Here is a 21,713-nt window from a genome sequence, read left to right as displayed (position 1 = left end):
GCGGCGGTGAGGTCAGAGGTCTGACCCTCTTTCTCCTGATCCGCGACCTACCAGAGCCCGGTGAGAACACGCGAGATCGTCAGCTCTTGGGTCAAATCCGTTCGGTCAGGTGTCATGACGCGCTCCCAGATGTTTCGAGATTGTCTGGCGTTCGGGCAGCAGCCCCTGTGGCCGCCAAAGCAGCAGCAGGCAGAGCATCACACCGATCACTACGATCTGAAGCGAGGCCGCACGGGCCTGCTGGTCTGCCGGAAAGACTTCTGAAATCAGGCTGCCTGACAGCGCCCAGATCGCCCATACGAGCACTGCCCCGAGGATCGCGCCCTTGTTGTTGCCTGATCCGCCCACGATCAGCATCGCCCAGACCTGAAAGGTCAGCATGGGCAGGTAATTTGGTGGTGAGATGAAGCCAACGAAATGCGCCTGAACTGCACCGGCGAGGCCCATGATGCCACCACCCAACGTAAAGGCCTACAGGCGCAGCGCAGCCGGATTCTTACCCAACGACTGCGCCGCCGTCTCGTCCTCGCGCATCGCGCGCCCCCAGGGCGAAGACGCAAGATGCTCAAGCAACAGATAAAGCGCGACAACCAGCGTCGCGGCGAGCGCCAGATTTGCATAATTGAAAAGCAGCGCATTGGACTGCACGTCCCCGAAGGCACGGGGGACGAAACCCACCCCAAACACGCCACCGGTCAGGACCTCGACATTCTGGAAACACAGCTGCAAGGCAATCGCGATGCCAAAGGTGGTAATAGCGAGGTAGTTGGCCCGCAATCGCAATGTCAGCGCGCCAACAAGGAAAGAGACCGCCGCGCTGATCATAGCCGCACCCAACCAGCCCACCGCAATCGGCAATGCTCAATGGGCTCGGGTCTCGTAGCATCATCTCAAAGAACGGTTATCCCAAAGCCTGGCCGGTGATCGCAGTGATGCGCGGCGCGGCGTTGGTAATCTAATCCAGCATATGCCCGTACGGGCCGACCCGACTGCCAGTCACAAGACCGCCGGGCAACACGTTGATCTCGATTTCCGGATGTGCCTTTGCAAAGGCTCGCAATGTAGGCACAAGGCAGAAGCACCACCCGCACAAGGGATCGTAAACATATGTGATGCTGGGCATGCCCAGTTCTCCTTTTACCAGCCGGCGATATGCTCCGCCGCGCGGTCCAGTCTGACGCCAAAAAACTCAAGCGCTTCCGTATCCGAGTGTTGAGATAACTGCGTTAGCCGCACCCGAACACCCAACCGGGGCATCAAGTGTCTGGCTTGCAGCATTGAAACCTATCGGGCTACATTCAACGAAAATGTGCAAGTGTTCTCAGTACCATGTAAAGTGACGTCGCGAGCACGGTGCCCGGAGCAGATCGGACATACGGATATTGCTCGGTTGGACGCGCATATCCACCGCAGTGTCGTCGCCCATCACACAAAGCTCTTTACCGTAGCAATCGCCCCGTCGAGCGCTTTCTCATCCGGATCCTGTAGCGCGGCCTCGCGCAGACGCGCGACCCACTCGGCAGCGTCGTCGCGACCTTTAAGAAGCTCCGCGGTGGACATGACTTTGGCGAACTTTGTAATACTGCGCGCGTGGGTGTCGGAGTACCCTTTGATCAGCCGCCGGTTTTTGAATAATTCGACCGCGAGCGCGTAGTCTTCTGCGCGCACCTGCATGCAAGCCTTAAACCAATCTTCCAGGTGTTTCACTTCAACCGAGTGCCGCAGCGTTCGCAAACGATAGCGCTTCATGCCGCCCAGGATATGCAGCATGAGAAAAGCACGTAGACTGTGTGTTCTCAATCGACGCCCCTTGGAAAAGAGACGGTTCAGCAGTGCCATCCGTCTTGCGCTCGCCTCCCACCGCGCGCCCATTTTGGCGGGAAAGAGGCTAACGACTTCTTCGGCACGCGGGTGAAAGAACTCCGTCAACTCCAGCACTTTGTCGTCAGACGTCCCCATCTCCTCGTGAATGCGCTGAAAGCGAGAGCTTCTTGTTTTCAGATCGGCAACACGAAAAATATCGTCGTAGACCATCGCGTTGGCGATGTATTTGGCGGCTGTCTGGGTCAGCTCCCACATGTGATCCGAGCTATCTTGCGCGTGAACCTCGGACAGCCGGTCCAGATAAAGCGCGCCGTAGGCCACGTCCTGAAAGTCGATCACTTTCTTGAGCCCAGCCTGCGCAATAGACTGTACTGACGCTGGCATGTTTTCGAGACGTTTTTCGAGACCCTGCCATTCACGGATCAGCGCTGGCGGGCCAATCATTTTCCTTTTAGGCGGCGCATAGGGCACCTCCGCCGCAGGCACGCCGGTAACTGCCGCGTCAAATCCTGCGCTGAACGCCCGCAAGGAAGCATCCACACCCTTACCGCTTCTCCGGATCGCTTCCTCAAAAGCGTCACGCGCAAAAGGCAACACGCCTGCCCCTGCCAAAGCCCCGAAAAGGCTGGAGGAAATAACTGATCCTTGCTCGACCGCCAACCGGTCCATATCCGCCAAAATCAATGTCTGCGCAGCGACCTCAGCGGCGGCCCGGACCTCGTCAGATTTTGCAATACCGTCACCCGGTGCGGTTTTCTCCGATACTGCAAGCGCCCTGTGCGTCGATCCGATGAGAACAGTACGATCAGGGGTCACGAAACCGCGCATGACCGCGCGACCGACCTCCATCATTTCTGCGGCAATCACGACGTCCACATCACCCTGCGCCGGGGCGAGTGAGAATACAGGCGTCCGATCTGATGCGGGCATCATCTCAATGTAATAGATTGTGGCACCTGTCCGCTGTGCCACGCCAGCGACCGAGGTCGCCTGACAGGCATAGCCTTCGGCACGGGCCAGACTTTCGATCCAATTGGTCAGCACACCGCCGCCCTGTCCGCCCACAGCGATGATGGCGATCTTCAGAATACGATCGACGGCCGGATCTGACGGTTTCGGAGCAAGAGCGAGGTTCATGCGGGCGCATCCTCGAACCGCAGTCTTTTGCCATCCCGTCTGGTTTGCAGCCAGCCAATCAAACGGCTGCGCATCCTCGCGCGCCAGTTTTCAAATCCGGTCGGGTTGTGGACCACATCGGCACGATAAAACGATGGACAGAGAACCGCGGCATCCGCCACCTCGCCGCAATTGCCACACCCGACACAGGTCTGGTCGATATGCGCAATCGGATCATCGCGCAGCGGATCATCGAGCTTTTTCAGCGATAACGAAGGGCAGCCCGACAAACGAATACAGGCGTGATCGCCCGTACACACATCCGCATCTACGCCAAAGCGCGGGATCTCGACGCGCCTGCCATCCTTGATCGCCTTGTTACGGATCGGTTTCTCACGGCGCTGCTTGTTCAACATACACTCCGAGGACGCCACGATGACTTTGGGGCCCTTGAAATCGGTGGTCAGCGCCTCCCGCACCGTGTCGCGCACGTGACCAACGTCATAGGTGTTGTCGATCTGACGTATCCATTCGACACCAACGCCTTTGAGCGCATCACCGATCGGATTGTTTGTCGCCTTGGTCTTGTTCTGTGCGCGCGACGACAGGATGTCCTGCCCCCCGGTCGCCGCAGAATAGTAATTGTCCACGATCACCACGACATTGTCGGATTTGTTGAACACCATGTTGCCGATGGAGGAGCTCAACCCGTTGTGCCAAAAACCGCCATCACCAAGGATCGAGATGGCGCGCCGGTCGCCGCCACCGTCAAAGGCGCCATTCGCTGCTGGGCCCAGGCCATAGCCCATGGTCGCGCCGCCGATTTCGAACGGAGGCAGAGAACCAAAGAGGTGGCAGCCGATATCAGCAGTGATCTGACTTTTGCCCAGTTCCTGCTCGACAAGCTTTAGCCCGGCAAAGATCGGACGCTCTGGGCAGCCTGTGCAAAAACCTGGCGGACGCCCGGGCACGGTTTGTGACAGATCCGGGATAAGCGGCGCGTCCTGATTTGGCGCGCGCACCTGACTGGGCAGAAGATCGGGTGCCGCCTCTTTCAGAAAATCGGTGATCCCATCCAGCATCACCTGGCCGGTGTACTCCCCCGCCATCGGCAGAACACCCTTGCCGTACAGTTTGAGCGTTTGCCCGGCCTTGTAGAGGAAGTTACCAAGGGCCTGCTCAATATGCTCGGGCTGACCTTCCTCGACCACCAGAATATGGTCCTTGCCCTCGCAAAAGGTGTCGAACTCTGACCGCACCAGCGGGTAGGTGACGTTCAGGCAATAGATTGCTATATCCGTGCTGCCGAAGACATCCGCAAGGCCAAGACGCTGCAGCGCCCGGATCACCCCGTTGTACATCCCGCCCTGCACCACGATGCCAACCTTGGCATCCTGCGGCCCGAACATTTCGTTCAGCTCGTTTTCGACAATGAACTTTTCTGCTGCAGGCCAGCGCTCTTCGATCTTTTCAACTTCGTGGGTGTAGCTGGCCGGGGGCAAGACCACACGCTTGAAGTCCGATTGCGGGTTGGCGATAGCCTCTTTCACCGTCAACGGCGGGGACACGTTATCCTTTGTCATGAAACTACCGGTCACGTGGCAGGACCGGATGCGCATCATCAGCATCACGGGTGTATTGCTGGCCTCGGACAGCTCGAAGCCGTCCTTCACCGCCTTCGTGATGCTGGGCAGGTTCGGACGCGGGTCGAGCAGCCAGAACTGTGACTTCATGGCGAACCCGTGGCTGCGCTCCTGCATGATTGACGAGCCTTCGCCATAATCCTCGCCCACAATGATCAGCGCCCCGCCGTTCACACCTGACGAACACAGGTTCGCCAAAGCATCCGAGGCGACATTCACCCCCACCGGGCCCTTGAAGGTGACCGCGCCGCGGATCGGATAATGCACGCTTGCCGCCAGCATCGCCGCCGCAGCGGCCTCCGATGCGTTGGCCTCAAACCGCACGCCAAGTTCGGTCATCAGGTCCTCGGCATCCGCCAGGACATCCATCAAATGGCTGATCGGCGCACCCTGGTATCCGCCGACATAGCCGACGCCGTTTTCCAGCAGAGCCTTGGTGATCGCCAGAATACCCTCACCGGTGAACACATCACCATCGCCCTTGCGCAGATGTTCTACTTCCGCCTTGAACGACCTCTCAGCCATACGTCCTCCTAGAAGTTGTGCTTTCGGATATTTCGCAACAATGTCTGCAGCGTTGAAACAAAGGCGCGCTGCTCCTCGTCGCTGATGCCTTTGAACATGGCCGCGTACGAGGCCGACATGCGTGGCCAGATGCGTTCAAACGCCTCGCGACCCTCATTCGTGAGAAAGATGCGCGTGCTGCGGTTGTCAGTGCTGTCCGCTTCGCGGCGGATCAACCCGCTCTCTTCCAACGTGTCCAACGCGCGACTGAGCGTGGATTGCTCGGCAACAGCATATACCGCAAGATCGCGGATCAAGGGGCCATCGATTACGGCCAGAACGGCGATCGTCCGCATCTTGACCGTGGTGAGGCCCATGGCCGACATCTCGTCACGCAGGGATGCGTTGTACCGGCCCATGATCCGGTTCATCAGATAGGGCGCATAGTTGCCAAGACCGATTTCCCCAAGCGGAAGGTCCAATTGATCCGTATCATCTTGTTTGCTCACGCGCCCAGCTCCTTTGCCACATTAAAGCCAGAGCCGCCGCCCAGGCCAGGCCCGGGATGAGTGGACGCGCCTATGTGATAAAGGTTCTTCACGCCCGTGTTGTAATTCGACTGCCCTGCATGAGGGCGCCATACAAAAGACTGGTCCAGAGTGCACGCCCCGCCGTAAGGATCGCCTCCAACCAGATTGACATTCATCTTGGCCAGATCCGCCGGAGAATAGGCGCGCCGCTTGAGGCGGATCGCATTCCAGTTGCGAATATGCCGCGCGAGCATGTCTTCCACGCGATCCGCAAATGCCTCGCGTAGTTCATCTGTCCAATCGGGCGTCGTTTCTATGAGGTCTGCTGCGTCCCCTTTGATCATGCGCGGCGCGTCAGGGACTTGCACCCACAGGATTGCCTTACCCTCGGGGCACCGAGTGGGGTCCAGCCTATGTGGCTGCCCCACGCAAAGCGTTGGCGTTACGGGCAGCATGCCGCGCTCCGCTTCATTCGCTGACTTCGACACTGAATCGATCCCGTCAGCCAGATGGATGAGTGCGACGTCCTCCAAACCCTCGGCTGCCCAGTCAATCGGACCGTCTAAGGCGAAGTGAAGTTGGAAATTCCCGCGGCCATAGCGATATGTTCGCGCCGATGGCGCGCCTTCCTCTCGGGAGATAAGGCCATCGTACAGCTGGGCGGGGGACGTGCTGGCAATGACGTTGGTCGCACGCAGCGTATCTCCTGCTGCGGTCTCGACACCCACACAGCGGCCCGCCTCGATAATCGCGCGGCGGGCTTCGACGCCGGTTCGGACCTCTCCGCCCTGGGTTTCGATCACCTTGCGAAGCGCTTCCGCGGCCTGCCCCGCCCCGCCCTTAATGACCGGTGCCCCCGCTGCCTCCAACGCGAAGGCAATCACTCGCCCCATCTGTCCGGAGTAAGTCGCCTCTGGCGTGAGACCGGTGTGCAGAACCCAGGGTGCCCAGAGTGCCTGCACATCCGTACTGCGATAGCTGGCCTCCAACCATCCGCGTGCGGGTTGCAATGCCTGACCAAACCACGCCTTCATAGGGCCAAGTCCGACCTTCCATGCCCTGCGCGCCATCAACCACGCGATGCGCCGCGACCACAAAGGCTGACCCAACAGCGCGAACAGGAATTCGGCATCCTGTTCAACGGCGCCGACATCCTGCGCATGCCGGTCCCCATCGCCGTCTGCACGCGCATTGAACGCCGCCACATTTGCGGCGCGATCTGTCGTCAGCACCAGCATGGACCCGTCCGGGCGCAGTACGGCCGTTGGGTGCGCGCCGTTGCAATAGGCCATGCCATGGGCGGCCAGATCATCCCCCAGAGCAGCCTGCGCCGGCCCAGTCAGGAACAGCACAAAGGTCGCCGCCATCACGTCATGATGAAAGCCCGGCAAGGTCACCTCATCGGAGGTGTAAAGACACCCTCCGATACGGTCCTCACGCTCGATCACCAGAACCCGCGCACCGGACTTGGCCAGCATGGCGGCGGCCACCAACCCGTTGATGCCCGACCCGATGACCAAATGATCAACACGGTCTTCGGTCATCCTTTGGGAACAAGCGCCAGCGCGCGGATCGGGCTTCCGGTGCCCTTTGCGATCTTCAGAGGCGCCGCAATCAGGATCGCGCCTTTGGCGGGCAACTTGTCAAGGTTGGCCAAAGAGGCGAGCCCAAAGCAGTTGTCGCGGTGAAGCAGATTGTGTGCTGGGAACGGCGGCTCCATGCCCCCGGCCTGCCCGGCATCTGTGCCGATGCACTGCGTTCCCCAACCGACGATCTTTTTGCTCAACAGATATTCGATGCAATCAGGTGTCGGACCGGGCGAATGCGGCCCGGCGTCATCCGCATTCAGGAACTTCGCCTCATCACCGACCCGCGCATCCCAATCGGTGCGCATGACAACCCAGTCACCCGCCTCAATCTCACCATGCTCGGCCTCCCAGGCTTTCACATGGTCGGCGGTCAATAGGAAATCCTCATTCTCAGCCGCTTCTTTGGAGCAATCGAGCACGTTTACAGGGGCCACGAGGCGCTGCACATCAAGGCTGTCTGTATAGCCATCCTCATAGTCCTTGCCCGTGATCCAATGGTGCGGCGCGTCAAAGTGGGTGCCTGAATGCTCACCCAGCACCATCCAGTTCCACGCAAAGAATGGGCCATCCTCATCATATTCCGAAATCTTGTGAATTTCGACTTTCGGCGTGTTGCGCGCGAAGTCAGGCGGAAGCTGCAAAATCGGCGTTTCAGGCCCCAAAACGCCCGAGCAATCCACCACTTTGATGCCGCCCGAGGCAAGCAGCCCGCCCAAGCTCTTTACTACGTCTGTTGCGCTCAATTTTTCATCTCCCTGCATGCCGAAGCCGTCACGCTGCCTGGCCCTAACGATTCAAAGCTAGACAAATTTATATGCGTTTGCAATTATATTTGAGGGAGATCGGACGGTGAAGGTATGACGAGGCAACCAGATGCTGTTTTTGTGGGAACTGGCCACAACGCCCTGGCATGTGCTTGTCACCTGGCCAAACTGGGATGGACGGTCGAGCTGTTTGAACAGGCCGCAACTCCGGGCGGAGCGGTAAAGACCGGTGAATACACAGTGCCCGGCTTTCGCCATGACTGGGCGGCAATGAACCTTTCGCTCTTTGCGGGATCAAAATTTCATACATCAAATGCAGGCGAACTGGCCCAGCATGGTCTAAAGTTCGCACCAACGGCCCATCCATTCGCATCTGCATTTCCCGATGGACGCTGGCTTGGGGTGTCAGCCAACGCGGCTCTGACGACTGCCCGCCTTCGCGGCTTTTCCGAGGCGGACGCGAAGGCCTGGTCAGAGTTGACCGCAGCTTTCGGTGGGCAAGCAGAGCAAATTCTTGGCCTACTTGGCTCACCCATGAAGTTTCGTGCATTTGCATCTTTCTCCTGGAAGGCACACCGCAAACTTGGCACCAGCGGCGCACTCGATCTGGCGCGATTTCTGACGATGTCCCCGCGCGCATGGCTCGACGAGACCTTCACGTCGCCGCATGTAAAGGCGTTGCTGGCCGCTTGGGGTATGCATCTTGATTTTGCGCCCGATGTCGCCGGTGGCGCCGTGTTTCCGTATCTCGAAGGCATGGCCGGACAAGCCTTTGGCATGGTTCTCGGCGCTGGTGGTGCCGACACGATGATCAACGCCATGGTGAGCATGATCGAAGCGCATGGGGGCAAGGTGCATTGCAACGCAGATGTCGCCGAAATCCTGCATGAGGGCGGCTCTGCCACCGGCATTCGCCTCGCCGATGGCAGAGAGGTCCGTGCCAGCCGTGCCGTGATTGCCAACGTGTCCCCCGGAGCGTTGGTCCGGCTGACCGGTGGCACCGGCGATGTGGGCTACGATCAGAAGCTGAACACGTTCCAACATGCCCCGGGGACAATGATGATCCACGTGGCGATGGAAGCACTTCCGAATTGGACTGCGCCTGAACTCAAACGCTTTGCGTATGTTCATCTCGCCCCTTCCATGGACCAGATGGCGCGGACCTATGCGCAGGCGAAAGCCGGGCTGCTGCCTGACGAGCCCGTGATTGTCTGCGGGCAACCCACGGTCGTCGATCCATCACGTGCGCCGGACGGCAAGCATGTCCTGTGGCTGCAGGTCCGCATGGTGCCCGGCCAGATCAAAGGAGACGCCGGCGGCTCGATATCCACAACCGACTGGACCGAAGCAGGACCTGCCATGGCGGACCGTGTACTGGGCATCCTGGATCGCTACGCACCCGGCACCAGCGCAAGTATTTTAGGCCGCCATGTGGTGACCCCGGACATGCTGGAAGCAGACAACCCCAACCTCGTCGGCGGCGATCAGGTCTGCGGCAGCCACCACCTTCATCAGCATTTCCTGAACCGCCCAGCACGCGGCTACGCGGATGGCAGCACGCCGCTGCGAAATCTCTTTCACACCGGTGCCGCCGTCTGGCCGGGCGGCGGAACGGGTGCAGGCTCAGGCATGATGCTGGCCGAAAAACTGGCTGGAAAATAACAAAAAATCAGGGAGATTTTCATGACACTTTCCAGAAGAACACTTCTTAAAACCACGGTTGCAGCAACCACTTTTGCAACGGTCGGAATGCCGTTGCTGGCCGCGATCGATGATCTTGTCATCGCCTACAACGTCACCCTGCCCAGTTGGGACCCGACCGTGGGCCCTTCGGCTGTGAACCCGACGCTGCAAGGGTACTACCTGTCGGTCTTCGATCTCTTCATCCCGCAGAACCCGGACCTCAGCTTTGGGTCGGGGATCGTGACTGATTACGGATGGACCGATGACAACACCAAGATTTTCCTCAATGTGCGCGAAGGCGTGACCTGGCACAATGGCGATCCGCTGACCGCCGAAGATGTCGCCTGGTCGCTGCAACGTGCGGCCAATCCCGACACCGGCAATCCTATTCAATTCATCTGGGGCAAGATCACAAATATCGCCGCTGACGGAAACCGGGTGACCGCCGATGTGGTGGAGTTTGAACCCACGATCTTCAAGTGGATGTCATTCCTCACCGGTTATGTGATGCCCAAGAAATACTTTGAAGAAGTCGGCGCAGAGGGTTTTGAGGCCGCGCCCATAGGCTCCGGCCCCTACAAGGTTGAGCGGTTCGAACGGAACGCCTTTGTCCGTCTGGTCGCAAACGAAGACTACTGGGGCGGCGCGCCGGAGTTTAAAACGGTGACCATCAAATTCGTAACAGATTCCGCCAGCCGAGTGGCAGAGGTGGAATCCGGCAATGCCCATGTGACACTCGAGGTGCCTTATGAGGAATACGACCGCCTTCGCGAACAGGATGGTATCGAAGGCACAGCCTCCCCCATTTCCGACATCGGGATGATCTTTCTGAACGACATTGAGGTGATGGAAGATGCCAACGTGCGCAAGGCGGCGGCCCATGCCATCGACAAGCAGTTGATTATCGACCGGCTGCTGTCGGGTTACGGGATCGCCATCGACACGCTGCAAACGCCTGACTACATCGCCTTCGACCCAAACATCAAGGTGCCTTACGATCCGGACCTCGCGAAATCGCTGCTGGCGGAGAGCGGCTATGGCCCCGACAACCCGGTGCGTTTCAAGATCCAGACCACGCGTGGCTTCAAGCCCAAAGACTATGAGATGATCCAGGCCATCGTTGGTCTATGGCGCCGCGTGGGGATCGAGGCCGAGATCGAGGTTTATGAGATCGCCAAACATTTCGAGCTGCGCGCAGCCGACCAACTGGCACCGGCGGCCTTCTATAACTGGGGCAATTCGGTGGGCGACCCCACCACCTCGACCGGGTTTGCGATGTTCGGCCCCTCACCGCATTCGGTTTGGGATGGTGAGGAGACGTTCAACAAGATCCTGCCGCTGTGGGGAGAGGCGGACGAGGACAAACGTATCGAGGGCTGGAAAGCGGTGGACCGCAGCATTGCCGAAAATGCCGAGGTGATCCCGCTGCTGCAGTATGTGCAGCCGATCCTGCATGCCTCTGGCGTCAAGGTGACACCGCACCGCTCGGGTGCCTTGCAACCCTATCTGATGACCCGCGCATGATCGGCATGAGCAAACGGGGCGGCGCAAACCGCCCTGTCCAATCTGGACCGCCCCCATGACCCTTCTGCGCGCGCTTTTCATGCGGCTTTTGACAATGGCGATCACGCTCTTTGGCGTGGCGGTTGTCGTGTTTTTCCTGATCCGCGTCGTGCCCGGCAACCCCATCGCGATGATGCTGCCGCCCGGCGCGACAGAGGAGGACATCACCCGGCTGCAAGCGCTCTATGGGTTCGACAAGTCGCTCTTTCAGCAGTTCCTGATCTGGGGCGGTGACGTGCTGCGCGGGGACTTCGGCACCTCGATCTCCCTGCGCCAGCCGGTGTCCGAGCTTGTGCTGGGCCGCCTGCCCGCGACGCTGGAACTGTCTCTCTTTGCGTTGGTGATCGCCATTCTGCTCGGCGGGCTCATGGCCTTTCTGGGCACGCTCTATCGCCACTCGATGGCAGAAGCGGCGGTGGATGTGACGTCCGGCACGGCGCTGTCGGTGCCGGATTTCCTTTGGGCGCTGGTGCTGATCCTGCTCTTCGGTGTGCTCTGGCCGGTCTTCAGCATCTCGGGCCGGGTCTCACCCTCGCTCGACTTCGATTTTGCGACCAACTTCTACATCATCGAGGCGGCATTGCGCCTGCGGTTCGATGTGGTGGGGCATTTGCTTGGCCGCTCCTTCATGCCCGCCTTGGCGCTGGCGATCCCGCTGGCGGCGATCATCGCGCAACTGCTGAAACAATCGCTTAAGGAAACCATGCATCTGGATTACGTCACGCTGGCCCGCACCAAAGGGTATAGCGAGACGTGGGTGATCCTAAGCGAGGCGTTGCCCAATGCGGTCTTGCCCACGCTCACGCTGATCGGGGTGCAGTTCACCTTTCTGATCGGTGGCACGGTCATCATAGAACGTCTTTTCAGCTACGAAGGGCTGGGGAATATGGCCATCGACGCGGTGATCAACCGCGATCTACCGCTGATCCAGGGGATCGTGCTGCTCTTTGCGGCGCTCTTTACGGTCATCAATCTGGTGGTGGACATGCTCTGCGTGATCCTGAACCCCAAGCTGCGCCATGCGTGACGCAAGGACACAGATCAGGCGACCCTTGGGTGCGCGGCTCTGGCTCTCGGGGACATGGTTGGGCCTGCTGGCGCTGGCTGCGCTTTTCGCCCCTTGGGTCGCGCCCCATGATCCGCTGGCCCAGGATCTGTTTCTGGGCCGCCTACCGCCCTTCTGGATGGACGGGGCGGAGCCGGGGTATTGGCTGGGCACCGACAGCCTCGGCCGGGACGTGCTGTCGCGCATGATCCACGGCGCGCGCATCGCCCTTATGGTGGCGCTCATCGCGGGGACGCTCACCTGCCTGATCGGCGCCACGCTTGGGGTGCTCGCCGGTTTCTATCGCGGCTGGTCTGACCGGATCATCAGCCGACTGGTGGATATCTGGATGGCCTTTCCGCCGGTGCTCTTTGCCATCCTGCTGATTGCGGTCCTTGGGCCGGGCTTGCTGTCGATCATCCTCGCCATTGTGATCATTGACTGGACACGCTTTGCCCGTGTCATCCGCGCCGAGACGCTGAGCCAAGGTGCCATGGACTACGTCGCAAGCGCCCAGGTGGCCGGGCGCACCCGGTTCAGCACCATGATCGCCGAGATTCTGCCCAACATCCTGCCGACAGTCATCGCGCTGCTGACACTTGAGATGGGCATCGCGGTGATTGTCGAAGCCATCCTGAGTTTCGTGAACCTCTCCATCTCGACCGACAGCCCCACCTGGGGCGGGATGATCGCCGAAGGCCGCACGTCAGTGCATCAGGCATGGTGGGTGCTGGTCTTCCCCCTCTTTACGCTCTTCCTCACGGTGCTCAGCTTTTCGCAATTGGGCGAAGGGCTGAAAGACCGGTTCGACCCGGTGCTGCGATGAGCGGTTTCCTCGATATCAAAGGTCTGACACTGCGCCTGCGCGGCGGGCCGACGATCCTGCGTTCCGTTTCACTGCGGGTTGCATCAGGCAAGGTCCACGGGCTGGTGGGAGAGTCCGGTGCGGGCAAATCGACGATCGGCAAGGCTGTGCTGGGTACCCTGCCCCGCGCGATTGAAATCACGGGTGGCGAGATCTGGCTGGACGGGGTCAACCTGTTGGCCCTGCCCCCGCGCGAGCGGCGGCGGCGGATCGGAGCCACGGCGGCATTGATCCCGCAGGATCCATTGACAGCGCTCAACCCCTCAAAGCGGATCGGCCCCCAGATCACCCGGCGCCTGATCGACATTCTGGGCTGGTCCAAAGCTGATGCGAACCGCCGCGCGCGGGATATTCTGGACGAAGTGCATATTCCCGATGTCGCCCGCGTGATGCGGAGCTATCCGCATGAGTTGTCTGGCGGGATGCGGCAGCGGGTGCTGATCGCCTCAGCTTTCGCAGCCGAGCCAAAGCTGATTGTCGCGGATGAACCCACGACAGCATTGGATGTGACGGTGCAGAAACAGATCCTCCGCCTTATCAATGAGATGCGGGCGCGCCATGGCACAGCACTTCTGTTTGTGACCCATGACCTGGGGGTGGTGTCCAAGGTCTGCAACTCACTGTCGGTGCTGTATGCTGGCAAGGTGGTGGAAGAGGCGCAGATGCACCGTTTTTTCACCCAACCCATTCACCCCTATTCGCGCGCGTTGCTTGCGGCGACACCCACCTATCTGGACCCTGACGGTAGCTTGCAACCCGTACCAGCGGAGGTGATTCAGGAGGTCGAAACCGAAGTCCATCAGCATGCGCAAAGGGCCGGATACGATGTATGAAATCCGTAACCTTCGGCTGTCGTTCCCGGACATGGCGCACAAACCACTATTCGGCGCGCCGCCGCAGATCGAGATCTTGAAAGGATTGAGCTTCGACATCCCCAAAGGTGTCGTCCTTGGCATCGTCGGCGGCTCCGGTTCCGGCAAATCCACGCTGGGGCGGGCCATGCTGCGGCTGTTGGAGCCGTCTTCCGGCACCATCCGGTTTGACGGCACCGACATCACCCACCTGTCAGAGCCCGAGCTGCGCCCGCTGCGACGTCGCTTCCAGATGATCTTTCAGGATCCCATGTCGTCCCTGAACCCGCGGCGGCAGGTCCACGGCCTGATCGCAGGGCCACTGCGCCTGCATGGGATGGAGGATGTGACAGGGCGCGTCTCGCGGGCGCTCGACATGGTTGGCCTGCCGCAGAACTTTGCGACCCGCTATCCGCATGAGCTTTCCGGCGGGCAACGCCAAAGGGTCGGGATTGCACGCGCCCTGGCGCTGGAGCCCGACTTCATTCTGGCGGACGAGATTGTCTCGGGCCTCGACGTTTCTTCTCAGGCGCAGGTGCTAAACCTGCTGAGCCAACTCGTGGATGAGCTGAGGATGACGCTCGCCTTCATCAGCCACGATCTATCGGTGATCCGGCGTCTGTGTACGCGAGTGCTTGTGCTGCATCACGGGAAGATCGTGGAACAGGCGGAGACGGCAGCGCTCTTCGACGCGCCCGCGGCAGATTATACCCGAGAGCTTCTGGCGGCGATCCCATTGCCCGATCCGTATCAGGAATGGGCGTGAGCGACTCCCAGAGTGGCATTGCGCCAATGCGGACCCCACCGAGGACGTAACGCGTCTGCCCGTTGACAAAGCTCTTGGCTCGGTCAGCAGAGAACAAAAATGTGTCGGTGGTTCATGTGGCCATTGCCTGCAATCCCGTCTGGCGCACTTTATCGAAAACATGGTCAAACGTGGCCTTTTCGAACGCCGGAGCGATAAGGCCGATGGTCGTCGCGTCTACATCTATCTGACCGATTTTGGGCGCAAGCTGGCGCAGGATCTGATTGAGCAGGCTGCCGCGCATGACACGCGACTGCCAGCCCGGTTCAACAGCGACCGGGTGAGTACGCTGAAACTTACATTGACGACCCTTCTAAAGATACCGGAGCAAAGACAGGACGAACCCGCCCTACCGATTTTGCGCATTTTGGGGTTCACATCCGCGCAATTTGCACATCCTCTTGCGGTCAAAACCACTTCGAAAGTCGATTTCGTACATGACAAAGATCTTCAGCACAGACCGCGCACTCCGGTTCGGCGACTGCGACATTTCCGGCACCGCTTACTTCCCGGCCTACGTCAATATCCTGAACGGTGTGAACGAGGAGTTCTGGACCCATATCGGCTTCCCGTGGCATGACATTATTTGGAACGAGCGTTGGGGCACACCGACCGTGCACCTGAGTTGCGACTTCTCAAAACCGTCCATGTTTGGCGAAACCCTGACCTTTGACCTTGGCGTCATCCGTCTGGGCAGGTCTTCAGTCACACTGCGCCACCAGATCAGCTGCGAGGGACAGCAACGCTGGACCAGCACACAGGTTCTGGCCGCCAGCGATCTGGACAAGCACAGCTCGATCCCCTGGCCGGATGCCGTGCGTGACACGCTTCAAGGTTGGGTCACTCCGCAAGAAGAGTTGGGTTTCTAGCACCTGCCGTCGCATTTGCGTCGGCAAATACGGTGCGACAGCGGGCACCGCGAGCAACTGGATAAACCGAGTGATGTCAGCAACCCAGAACGGCATTACACCGCGGCAACTCCTCCCCGCAAGCACATCGCCGACAGCACCTTTCAGCACAAAGACATTAGCCCCACAAGCGGAGTGATCAGACGTGTCTCGGTCAGCACGACAACGATGAGGCCAAACAAGGTCGGGGCGTAGCCCCGCAAGCTTCGCGGCGGCGATGTAGAGTTTTTCAGCGTCGCATCAGCTGCAATTGCGGCTGCCGTTTTTAAGGCAAACGCCATCCCTGCGCCCAGCAGTGAGGCCATAATCTGCGTGTTTTTTGCATCAAGCGCCACCATTGCTTCAGCATCTGAAGACGCCGAGTTGGTGCATGGTGATTAAGTCATGTGCTTTGTGGACGCGCGGCCACGGAGTGCGATTGCCAAAGGCAAGGCTTTCAGAGGAATTCCTTGCTTTGTATACGTTATTGTATAGATTAGTTTAAGCTTAATATAGTTTCGCGGTACACCAGCCTGTTGGCTGGACGCAATGATGGGGAAGACACAGTGACGTCAGCGCAGCGGTCTGAATTGGACCTCCCAACAGCGCAAGCTGAACTACAGACAAGACAAAAAGAAAGGCGCCGAACCGCATTCGAACAGGCACGCAGGGCGCCGTTCTTTGCAGGTAGGTTGGACGGCATAAATCCAGACGCCGTCACCGATGATGACGAATGGGCAAAAATTCCGATATTGGACAAGGAAGAACTGCGCGCGTTGTCGCCCAAGTCCTTCTACGACAATTTCTGCCTTGGTGACCGTCGCGACATAACCGAGTTCTGGCGCTCTGGCGGCTCAACTGGAACACCGCTGTTCTATCCCCGCACCGCAGAAGACATCAAATACGGTCAAATCGGTTTCAAGCGTGCACTGGATTTGGCCGGATTTACTGCCGATGACGTGGCGCATATGTCGATGCCGCTTGGCATTCATCCCGCTGGCCACATGATGGCGCGGTCGGGTTCGGATATGGGCATCGGAATGGTCTGGGCCGGGGGCGGAAATACCCTTCGCTCGGACAGTCAGCTTGATCTGCTGCGCATGTTTGAACCCTCTGCCTGGATCGGAATGGCAAGCTACGGGATCCAGCTTGCAAACCTTGCCCGCGCTGATGGGTTCGACCTGGCCAGTGCCAGCGTAAAGCGCATCCTTTGCTCGGCCGAGCCCTTGTCGCCCTCGAAACGCAGCAAACTGTCCAGCTTGTGGAACGCGCAGGTGCGCGACTGCTACGGCATGACAGAGGTGATGATGCTGGGCGCTGAAGACGATGCATGTGACGGCTTCCGCTTTTGGTCGGACTATTGCTACCCGGAGGTTCTGGACGAAACCACACTGGAGCCTGTGCCCCAGGGAGAGCCGGGTTTGCTGGTGGTCACGCCCTTGGTCACCAACAACGCCACACCTTTTATTCGGTGGAATACCGGCGACATCGTCACCATGCGCACCGGCATCGAACGGGGGACGGCCTATGACGTCTTTCCCCTGATCAAGCATACCCACCGCACTGCCGGTTTCGTCAAAGTCCGGGGCGTGAACATCTCCTTCGGCGATCTGGAAGATCTAATGTTCAACAGCGACGATGTCGCTGATTTCCGCGTCGAAGTGGTCTGGCAAGACGACCGGGACGAGCTTGACATCCACGTCGAACTGACCGGCGCGGCGGATGACACCACGGGTCAGGAGCGCATCAAGGCACAAATCCGTCGGGTGTTTGGTGTGGCTCCCCGGATTGTTGTCAGCGCTCCGGGTGCCATCGCCAAGTCGTTTGAAGGCGCCTTTAAGCCCCAGCGCGTTCAGGATTTGCGCGGCTAGCACGATCCTGAAGGAGACCGCCCACCAACATCTGCCAACACTCAACAACGGGAAAAATGACGATGAGAACGACATTTGCAGCCACAGCCCTGACAGCAATGGCGGCCGCCTCGGCCACTGCCGAGCCGGTGACATTGACAGCCGGTGTATTCCTGCCACCACAAGCGGCGTTCTCTGTCCCCTTCATACGATGGGTTGATCATGTCAACGACGTCTGCGCGGATCACGTGGCTATTGAGGTAACCGGCCCGGACGCCATCGGATCGTTCGAACAGCCCAATGCGCTCAAGATCGGCGTGCTGGATCTGCTGGCCTCACCCGGCACCTACTACAAGGGTGATATGATTGAGGTGGACACGCTGGTCTTGGGCAACGTGCCAATGGCCGAACAACGCACCAATGGCGCGTGGGAGCTGCTGAACAAGCTTCACAATCAAAAAATGAACGCGCAATTCCTGACCGCATATGGCGACGGCATCAGCTTCTTCGCCTGGACAAAAGAACCGTCGGACGATGGTCGCTTTGACAATGCCCGCCTGCGCACCTCGCCCTTGTTCGAGACGTTCTTTCAGTCGCTTGGGGCCACCACGGTCCAGATCCCGCCCCCGGATGTCTACACCGCCCTTGAGCGCGGCACAGTTGACGGGCTCGGCTGGCCCAGTTGGGGCGTCACTGATTTTGGCTGGGAAGAGATCGTGAAGTACCAGCATGGTCCCGGCTTTATGAACGTATCGATATCAATCCTAAGCAACCTTGACCGCTGGAACACCCTGCCAGAACCGGCACGCGCCTGCCTGAACGAACAAGCGCTCTGGATGGAGGCGCAATGGCCGCTTTGGCTGGAAGAGCGGAACGCGCAGGAAGACGACAAGATCAGGGCGGCTGGCATCGAGTATATCGACCTCGGGCCGGAGTTCCGGCGCGCCGCGCATGAGAGCTACTGGCAATTCCTGCTGGAGCAGAACGAAGAGGACGTGAGCGCGCTGCGCCCATTGGTCAGCACGGAATAGCCTGTGGCACGCGCGCTCGACAGGGTGATTGATGCACTTGCCGTGCTGGCAGGGGCTCTGCTTGTGGTGGTGACACTATTGCTCTGCGTTGATGTGGCGGTGCGGTACATGCAGATCATAAACATCACCTGGATCGGTGACATCGCCTCCGTATCCCTTTTTGTGATGACGTTCCTCGCCGCTCCGTGGGTGCTGCGCGAAGGGGCGCACATTGCAGTAGATTCGCTGGTCATGACGCTGCCCGACCGACTACGCGCGCTTGTGGAACGGCTCGTGAACCTCTTGGGGTGCGCGATCTGCGCCCTGCTTGGCGTCTATGCGGTGCGGGTTCTCGTCGGCTCCTATACGGCGGACACACAGGTCTACAGGATGCTGGTCTATCCGCAATGGTGGCTGTTCGTGCTGCCGCCCGTGACCTTCGCCTTGATGGCGCTGGTGTTTCTGCGCAACGCCGCAAGAAAGACCGCCTGATGGAGTGGTATTGGGCGCTGTCGATGCTGATCGGCTGTTTGCTGGTGCTCATGGCCTCCGGACTGCCTGTGGCATTCGCGTTTTTTGGCGTCAACATTCTGGGCGCGGTCGTGTTCATGCGCGGCGATCCGGGGGTGCTGCAGTTCCTGCGCTCCATGGTCGATGGGGTGCAGTCCTTTTCCCTGTTGCCGATCCCCCTGTTCATATTGATGGGTGAGGTGATGTTTCACACCGGCGTCGCAGGTCGCGCGATCGCGGCAATGGATCGGCTGATTTCCCGGGTCCCTGGCCGGCTCTCCATCCTTGCGATCCTGGGCGGCACCGTCTTTTCCTCCCTGTCCGGAAGTACCATTGCCAACACAGCCATGCTTGGCTCAACCTTGCTGCCCGCAATGCTCAAGCGCGGCTATAAACCCGCCATTGCAATCGGCCCCATCGTGGCTGTCGGCGGGATCGCGATGCTGATCCCGCCCTCGGCTCTGGCCGTGCTGTTCGGTTCGGTCGCTCGCATCCCTATCGCAGAGCTGCTGCTGGCATCCATCATCCCTGCCCTGATCCTGGCCGCGCTATACTTCTTCTACGTGATCCTGCGCTGTACGATCGACCCGACGCTTGCGCCCGCCTACCCGGTTGAAGAGATAAGCCTGCGTGACCGTTGGGTGCCCTTCTTCCGAGATGTTGTACCGCTTCTGGGGATCTTCTTTGTCGTCGTGGGCTCCATCATCACGGGGCTTGCAACACCCACGGAAAGCGCGGCCCTGGGCGTTCTGGCCACTTTAATCGCGGCGGCAGCCTATCGCGCCTTAAGCATCGAGGGGCTAAAACGGGCGCTGGTTGAGACGCTGAAATACTCAACCCTCACCCTGTTCGTGGTCGCAGGGTCGCTCACGTTTTCGCAAATCCTGTCGTTCTCCGGTGCAACACGGGGGCTGTCCAGCCTGATCCTCTCCGCTGATCTGGCACCCTACATTATCCTTCTCGGGATGCTTGGGCTGACCTTGCTGCTGGGGTGTTTCATTGATCAGGTGAGTATGATCCTGCTGACCGTGCCGCTCTATCTGCCACTTGTCAGCGCCCTTGGGTTTGACCCAGTTTGGTTCGGCGTCCTGATGCTGCTCGTGCTTGAGATCAGCCTTGCGACGCCTCCCTTTGGCCTGCTGCTCTTCGTCATGCTGGGCGCAGCGCCCAAGGGCACGACGTTAGGCCAGATCGTGGCTTCGGTCTTTCCCTTCCTGCTTATGTCAGTGATGGTACTGCTGCTTTTGCTGGCTGTCCCGCAGATTGCCCTGTGGTTGCCCAGCCTCATACAACGCTAGGGCCACCTGTTAATCGGCAGCGCCCGCTTCCGCCTCAGCCTTGGCGCGCTTGGCATCGCGGATGGCCTTTATGCGATCCTGCTGACCCTTCAGATCCGGCATCAACGCATGATCTTTCGCACGCTCCAGTACGGTGAACGGCCCCTTTTCAGACGCCCACCAGCTGGAGGGTTTGATCTGATCATGCATCCGGGTCTTGTCATCCAGATGCAGGGCAAGCTTGCGCAGCCGGGTCGACAGCAAAAAGCGCAGGACCTTCGACCACAGCTTGTCGAACTCCTTGTTGTAGGGACAGGTGCGGATGCAATTGGCGCAATCGCTGCCGCGCGACACCCAGAACTTGAAGCATTTCTCGCCGTCCGTGGTCCATTTCTTGATGCCCCGCGTATTTGAGCGGTTGAACGTGTACGTACTGGGAGGGCCGTGATCTATCGCCTGAGGCGGGCAATTGTTGGCGCAGCGACGGCATATTTCGCAGGTTTTCTCAACCCCGAAGGCAATCGGTTTGTCGTGGTCCAGCGGCATATTCGTCAGGATACGCCCAAAGCGCACACGGGGACCATATTCCCGCGTGATGCAAAGCCCGTTTCGCCCGTATTCGCCCAACCCCGCCTGAATAGCGTAAGGAATGGCAAGGTTCGTGTCGTTCTGATTGGCAATGGCGATGTAGCCGAGACTGCGAATGTACTGCGCCAACGCCAGCAAGGTGATCGCATCCTCGGCATACCCCGCAGCAGATGAGGTCGCCGCCGTGGCTGTTGGTGACATGCGCACGACGTCGTGCCGCATACTTTTGCCCAGGACGATCACATTGGTCACTTCCGCAGGGATCTCGACCGGTTTTGAGGCGATCTTGCGCGCGCTGAATTTCGACCGATAGGTCCAGCGTGGATCATATGCCGTAATGCCCACCAGATCAGCCCCGTACAGCTTGGCCACTTTCTTGACGCGCTTCGTGGCTTTGGCCGGACTGCCCATGTCCATGGGCTCGACCTTAGGCGGGATATGCGGGCTGAAATCATCGGTGAAGCCTTCCCGGCGGTCATCGTGCTTTTTCATCTCCGCAAACATCTCGGTTACGACCCAGGGGCCGTTGCGCACGGCAAAGTCCTCCTGCCCAAAACCCTCTTCGTCGCGCATCCGCTCCTTGGGCTTAACAAAAGACCGAAAGAACCGCATCGTTATCCTGTTGGCGAAGCCCTTGTCCCAAAACCCCCGGCTGAACATATCGTTGTGCTGATGAAACCCGCTGAACTCCGGCGTAATCTCGATGTTCTTGGAGTTTGCAAACGGCTCGTTCTGCGCAGGCGCTTGGGCTTGCTCGGGAAACAGCAGCTTTGCTGGTTTGGTATCTGCGACCTTGTTCATGAGTGTGC

20 protein-coding genes and 1 pseudogene are annotated in these 21,713 nt (G+C 59.5%); 11 read left to right on the top strand and 10 right to left on the bottom strand.

Annotated elements, in window-relative coordinates:
* Nucleotides 1-105: 105 nt before the first annotated feature.
* The 7 genes and pseudogenes from RA29_RS23590 to RA29_RS13200 all read right to left on the bottom strand — a co-directional run bounded on the left by RA29_RS23590 (nt 106) and on the right by RA29_RS13200 (nt 7,949).
* A pseudogene (locus RA29_RS23590) lies at nt 106-846 on the bottom strand (branched-chain amino acid ABC transporter permease).
* A 109-nt stretch (nt 847-955) separates the two neighbouring features.
* Complete coding sequence (locus RA29_RS23235; RefSeq protein WP_193743528.1) at nt 956-1,123, bottom strand: hypothetical protein; 168 nt, start codon at nt 1,121-1,123, stop codon at nt 956-958.
* Between the two features lie 302 nt (nt 1,124-1,425).
* Nucleotides 1,426-2,961 carry an indolepyruvate oxidoreductase subunit beta family protein gene (locus RA29_RS13220; protein WP_039686668.1) on the bottom strand — a complete coding sequence of 512 codons (1,536 nt, stop codon included), beginning with the start codon at nt 2,959-2,961 and terminating at the stop codon, nt 1,426-1,428.
* Nucleotides 2,958-5,108, bottom strand: a complete 2,151-nt coding sequence (locus tag RA29_RS13215) for an indolepyruvate ferredoxin oxidoreductase subunit alpha (RefSeq protein WP_039686666.1) — start codon at nt 5,106-5,108, stop codon at nt 2,958-2,960. Before RA29_RS13215 ends, RA29_RS13220 begins: the two co-directional genes overlap by 4 nt.
* An 8-nt stretch (nt 5,109-5,116) precedes the next feature.
* Complete coding sequence (locus RA29_RS13210; protein ID WP_052249652.1) at nt 5,117-5,596, bottom strand: MarR family transcriptional regulator; 480 nt, start codon at nt 5,594-5,596, stop codon at nt 5,117-5,119.
* Complete coding sequence (locus RA29_RS13205) at nt 5,593-7,161, bottom strand: NAD(P)/FAD-dependent oxidoreductase (protein ID WP_039686664.1); 1,569 nt, start codon at nt 7,159-7,161, stop codon at nt 5,593-5,595. The genes RA29_RS13210 and RA29_RS13205 overlap by 4 nt, the downstream gene beginning before the upstream one ends.
* Nucleotides 7,158-7,949 (bottom strand): cyclase family protein, encoded by a 792-nt coding sequence (locus tag RA29_RS13200; RefSeq protein WP_241462609.1) that lies wholly within the window; start codon nt 7,947-7,949, stop codon nt 7,158-7,160. The genes RA29_RS13205 and RA29_RS13200 overlap by 4 nt, the downstream gene beginning before the upstream one ends.
* A gap of 114 nt (nt 7,950-8,063) precedes the next feature.
* Between RA29_RS13200 and RA29_RS13195 the strand changes: the two genes are divergently transcribed.
* Genes RA29_RS13195 through RA29_RS13170 form a run of 6 tightly spaced genes read left to right on the top strand, consistent with a single transcriptional unit; the run spans nt 8,064 to nt 14,743 of the window.
* Nucleotides 8,064-9,632, top strand: coding sequence for an NAD(P)/FAD-dependent oxidoreductase (locus tag RA29_RS13195; protein WP_039686660.1), 1,569 nt, complete (start codon nt 8,064-8,066; stop codon nt 9,630-9,632).
* Nucleotides 9,633-9,653: 21 nt separating this feature from the next.
* Complete coding sequence (locus RA29_RS13190) at nt 9,654-11,177, top strand: ABC transporter substrate-binding protein (RefSeq protein WP_039686659.1); 1,524 nt, start codon at nt 9,654-9,656, stop codon at nt 11,175-11,177.
* A 55-nt stretch (nt 11,178-11,232) separates the two neighbouring features.
* Nucleotides 11,233-12,243: an ABC transporter permease gene (locus RA29_RS13185; protein WP_039686656.1), complete on the top strand. Its 1,011-nt coding sequence runs from the start codon at nt 11,233-11,235 to the stop codon at nt 12,241-12,243.
* Nucleotides 12,236-13,087, top strand: a complete 852-nt coding sequence (locus tag RA29_RS13180; RefSeq protein WP_039686654.1) for an ABC transporter permease — start codon at nt 12,236-12,238, stop codon at nt 13,085-13,087. Before RA29_RS13185 ends, RA29_RS13180 begins: the two co-directional genes overlap by 8 nt.
* Nucleotides 13,084-13,959: an ABC transporter ATP-binding protein gene (locus RA29_RS13175; protein ID WP_039686652.1), complete on the top strand. Its 876-nt coding sequence runs from the start codon at nt 13,084-13,086 to the stop codon at nt 13,957-13,959. Before RA29_RS13180 ends, RA29_RS13175 begins: the two co-directional genes overlap by 4 nt.
* A complete protein-coding gene (locus tag RA29_RS13170; RefSeq protein ID WP_052249651.1) occupies nt 13,952-14,743 on the top strand; it encodes an ABC transporter ATP-binding protein in 792 nt (263 codons plus the stop codon). The genes RA29_RS13175 and RA29_RS13170 overlap by 8 nt, the downstream gene beginning before the upstream one ends.
* Nucleotides 14,744-14,855: 112 nt before the next feature.
* On the opposite strand, the gene RA29_RS23230 is transcribed toward RA29_RS13170, so the two are convergent.
* Nucleotides 14,856-15,026 carry a hypothetical protein gene (locus RA29_RS23230; protein WP_193743527.1) on the bottom strand — a complete coding sequence of 57 codons (171 nt, stop codon included), beginning with the start codon at nt 15,024-15,026 and terminating at the stop codon, nt 14,856-14,858.
* 193 nt (nt 15,027-15,219) lie between these two features.
* Here RA29_RS23230 and RA29_RS13165 point away from each other — a divergent pair, with 193 nt between their 5' ends.
* Nucleotides 15,220-15,651, top strand: a complete 432-nt coding sequence (locus RA29_RS13165) for a thioesterase family protein (protein ID WP_039686648.1) — start codon at nt 15,220-15,222, stop codon at nt 15,649-15,651.
* A 143-nt stretch (nt 15,652-15,794) separates the two neighbouring features.
* Here RA29_RS13165 and RA29_RS13160 read toward each other — a convergent pair whose 3' ends face one another.
* Nucleotides 15,795-16,028 carry a hypothetical protein gene (locus RA29_RS13160; protein WP_039686646.1) on the bottom strand — a complete coding sequence of 78 codons (234 nt, stop codon included), beginning with the start codon at nt 16,026-16,028 and terminating at the stop codon, nt 15,795-15,797.
* Nucleotides 16,029-16,421: 393 nt separating this feature from the next.
* On the opposite strand from RA29_RS13160, the gene RA29_RS13155 reads away from it, so the two are divergent.
* The 4 genes from RA29_RS13155 to RA29_RS13140 all read left to right on the top strand — a co-directional run bounded on the left by RA29_RS13155 (nt 16,422) and on the right by RA29_RS13140 (nt 20,337).
* On the top strand, nt 16,422-17,540 hold the full coding sequence (locus tag RA29_RS13155; protein WP_152613012.1) for an AMP-binding protein: 1,119 nt from the start codon (nt 16,422-16,424) through the stop codon (nt 17,538-17,540).
* 62 nt (nt 17,541-17,602) lie between these two features.
* Entirely contained in the window at nt 17,603-18,550 is a 948-nt protein-coding gene (dctP, locus tag RA29_RS13150; RefSeq protein WP_193743526.1) for a TRAP transporter substrate-binding protein DctP, read from the top strand.
* A gap of 3 nt (nt 18,551-18,553) precedes the next feature.
* Nucleotides 18,554-19,021 carry a TRAP transporter small permease gene (locus RA29_RS13145; protein ID WP_039686643.1) on the top strand — a complete coding sequence of 156 codons (468 nt, stop codon included), beginning with the start codon at nt 18,554-18,556 and terminating at the stop codon, nt 19,019-19,021.
* Nucleotides 19,021-20,337 (top strand): TRAP transporter large permease, encoded by a 1,317-nt coding sequence (locus tag RA29_RS13140; RefSeq protein ID WP_039686640.1) that lies wholly within the window; start codon nt 19,021-19,023, stop codon nt 20,335-20,337. Before RA29_RS13145 ends, RA29_RS13140 begins: the two co-directional genes overlap by 1 nt.
* 9 nt (nt 20,338-20,346) lie before the next feature.
* Here the strand turns inward: RA29_RS13140 and RA29_RS13135 are convergent, their stop codons facing one another.
* Complete coding sequence (locus RA29_RS13135; RefSeq protein WP_052249649.1) at nt 20,347-21,705, bottom strand: reductive dehalogenase; 1,359 nt, start codon at nt 21,703-21,705, stop codon at nt 20,347-20,349.
* Nucleotides 21,706-21,713 lie beyond the last annotated feature (8 nt).

The organism is Tateyamaria sp. ANG-S1 (assembly GCF_000814025.1).
In the GTDB taxonomy this organism is placed as follows: Bacteria; Pseudomonadota; Alphaproteobacteria; order Rhodobacterales; family Rhodobacteraceae; genus Tateyamaria.
This window is presented reverse-complemented; position numbering and strand designations above follow the sequence as displayed.

Bases quoted from the DNA above. Each gene is read 5' to 3' on its own strand.
- RA29_RS23235 (WP_193743528.1), bottom strand. From the start codon at position 1,123: ATGCCCAGCATCACATATGTTTACGATCCCTTGTGCGGGTGGTGCTTC.
- RA29_RS13220 (WP_039686668.1), bottom strand. From the start codon at position 2,961: ATGAACCTCGCTCTTGCTCCGAAACCGTCAGATCCGGCCGTCGATCGT.
- RA29_RS13215 (WP_039686666.1), bottom strand. From the start codon at position 5,108: ATGGCTGAGAGGTCGTTCAAGGCGGAAGTAGAACATCTGCGCAAGGGC.
- RA29_RS13205 (WP_039686664.1), bottom strand. From the start codon at position 7,161: ATGACCGAAGACCGTGTTGATCATTTGGTCATCGGGTCGGGCATCAAC.
- RA29_RS13195 (WP_039686660.1), top strand. From the start codon at position 8,064: ATGACGAGGCAACCAGATGCTGTTTTTGTGGGAACTGGCCACAACGCC.
- RA29_RS13190 (WP_039686659.1), top strand. From the start codon at position 9,654: ATGACACTTTCCAGAAGAACACTTCTTAAAACCACGGTTGCAGCAACC.
- RA29_RS13185 (WP_039686656.1), top strand. From the start codon at position 11,233: ATGACCCTTCTGCGCGCGCTTTTCATGCGGCTTTTGACAATGGCGATC.
- RA29_RS13180 (WP_039686654.1), top strand. From the start codon at position 12,236: ATGCGTGACGCAAGGACACAGATCAGGCGACCCTTGGGTGCGCGGCTC.
- RA29_RS13175 (WP_039686652.1), top strand. From the start codon at position 13,084: ATGAGCGGTTTCCTCGATATCAAAGGTCTGACACTGCGCCTGCGCGGC.
- RA29_RS13170 (WP_052249651.1), top strand. From the start codon at position 13,952: ATGTATGAAATCCGTAACCTTCGGCTGTCGTTCCCGGACATGGCGCAC.
- RA29_RS23230 (WP_193743527.1), bottom strand. From the start codon at position 15,026: ATGCGCGGCAGCCTGCTCAATCAGATCCTGCGCCAGCTTGCGCCCAAA.
- RA29_RS13165 (WP_039686648.1), top strand. From the start codon at position 15,220: ATGACAAAGATCTTCAGCACAGACCGCGCACTCCGGTTCGGCGACTGC.
- RA29_RS13160 (WP_039686646.1), bottom strand. From the start codon at position 16,028: ATGGTGGCGCTTGATGCAAAAAACACGCAGATTATGGCCTCACTGCTG.
- dctP (WP_193743526.1), top strand. From the start codon at position 17,603: ATGAGAACGACATTTGCAGCCACAGCCCTGACAGCAATGGCGGCCGCC.
- RA29_RS13140 (WP_039686640.1), top strand. From the start codon at position 19,021: ATGGAGTGGTATTGGGCGCTGTCGATGCTGATCGGCTGTTTGCTGGTG.
- RA29_RS13135 (WP_052249649.1), bottom strand. From the start codon at position 21,705: ATGAACAAGGTCGCAGATACCAAACCAGCAAAGCTGCTGTTTCCCGAG.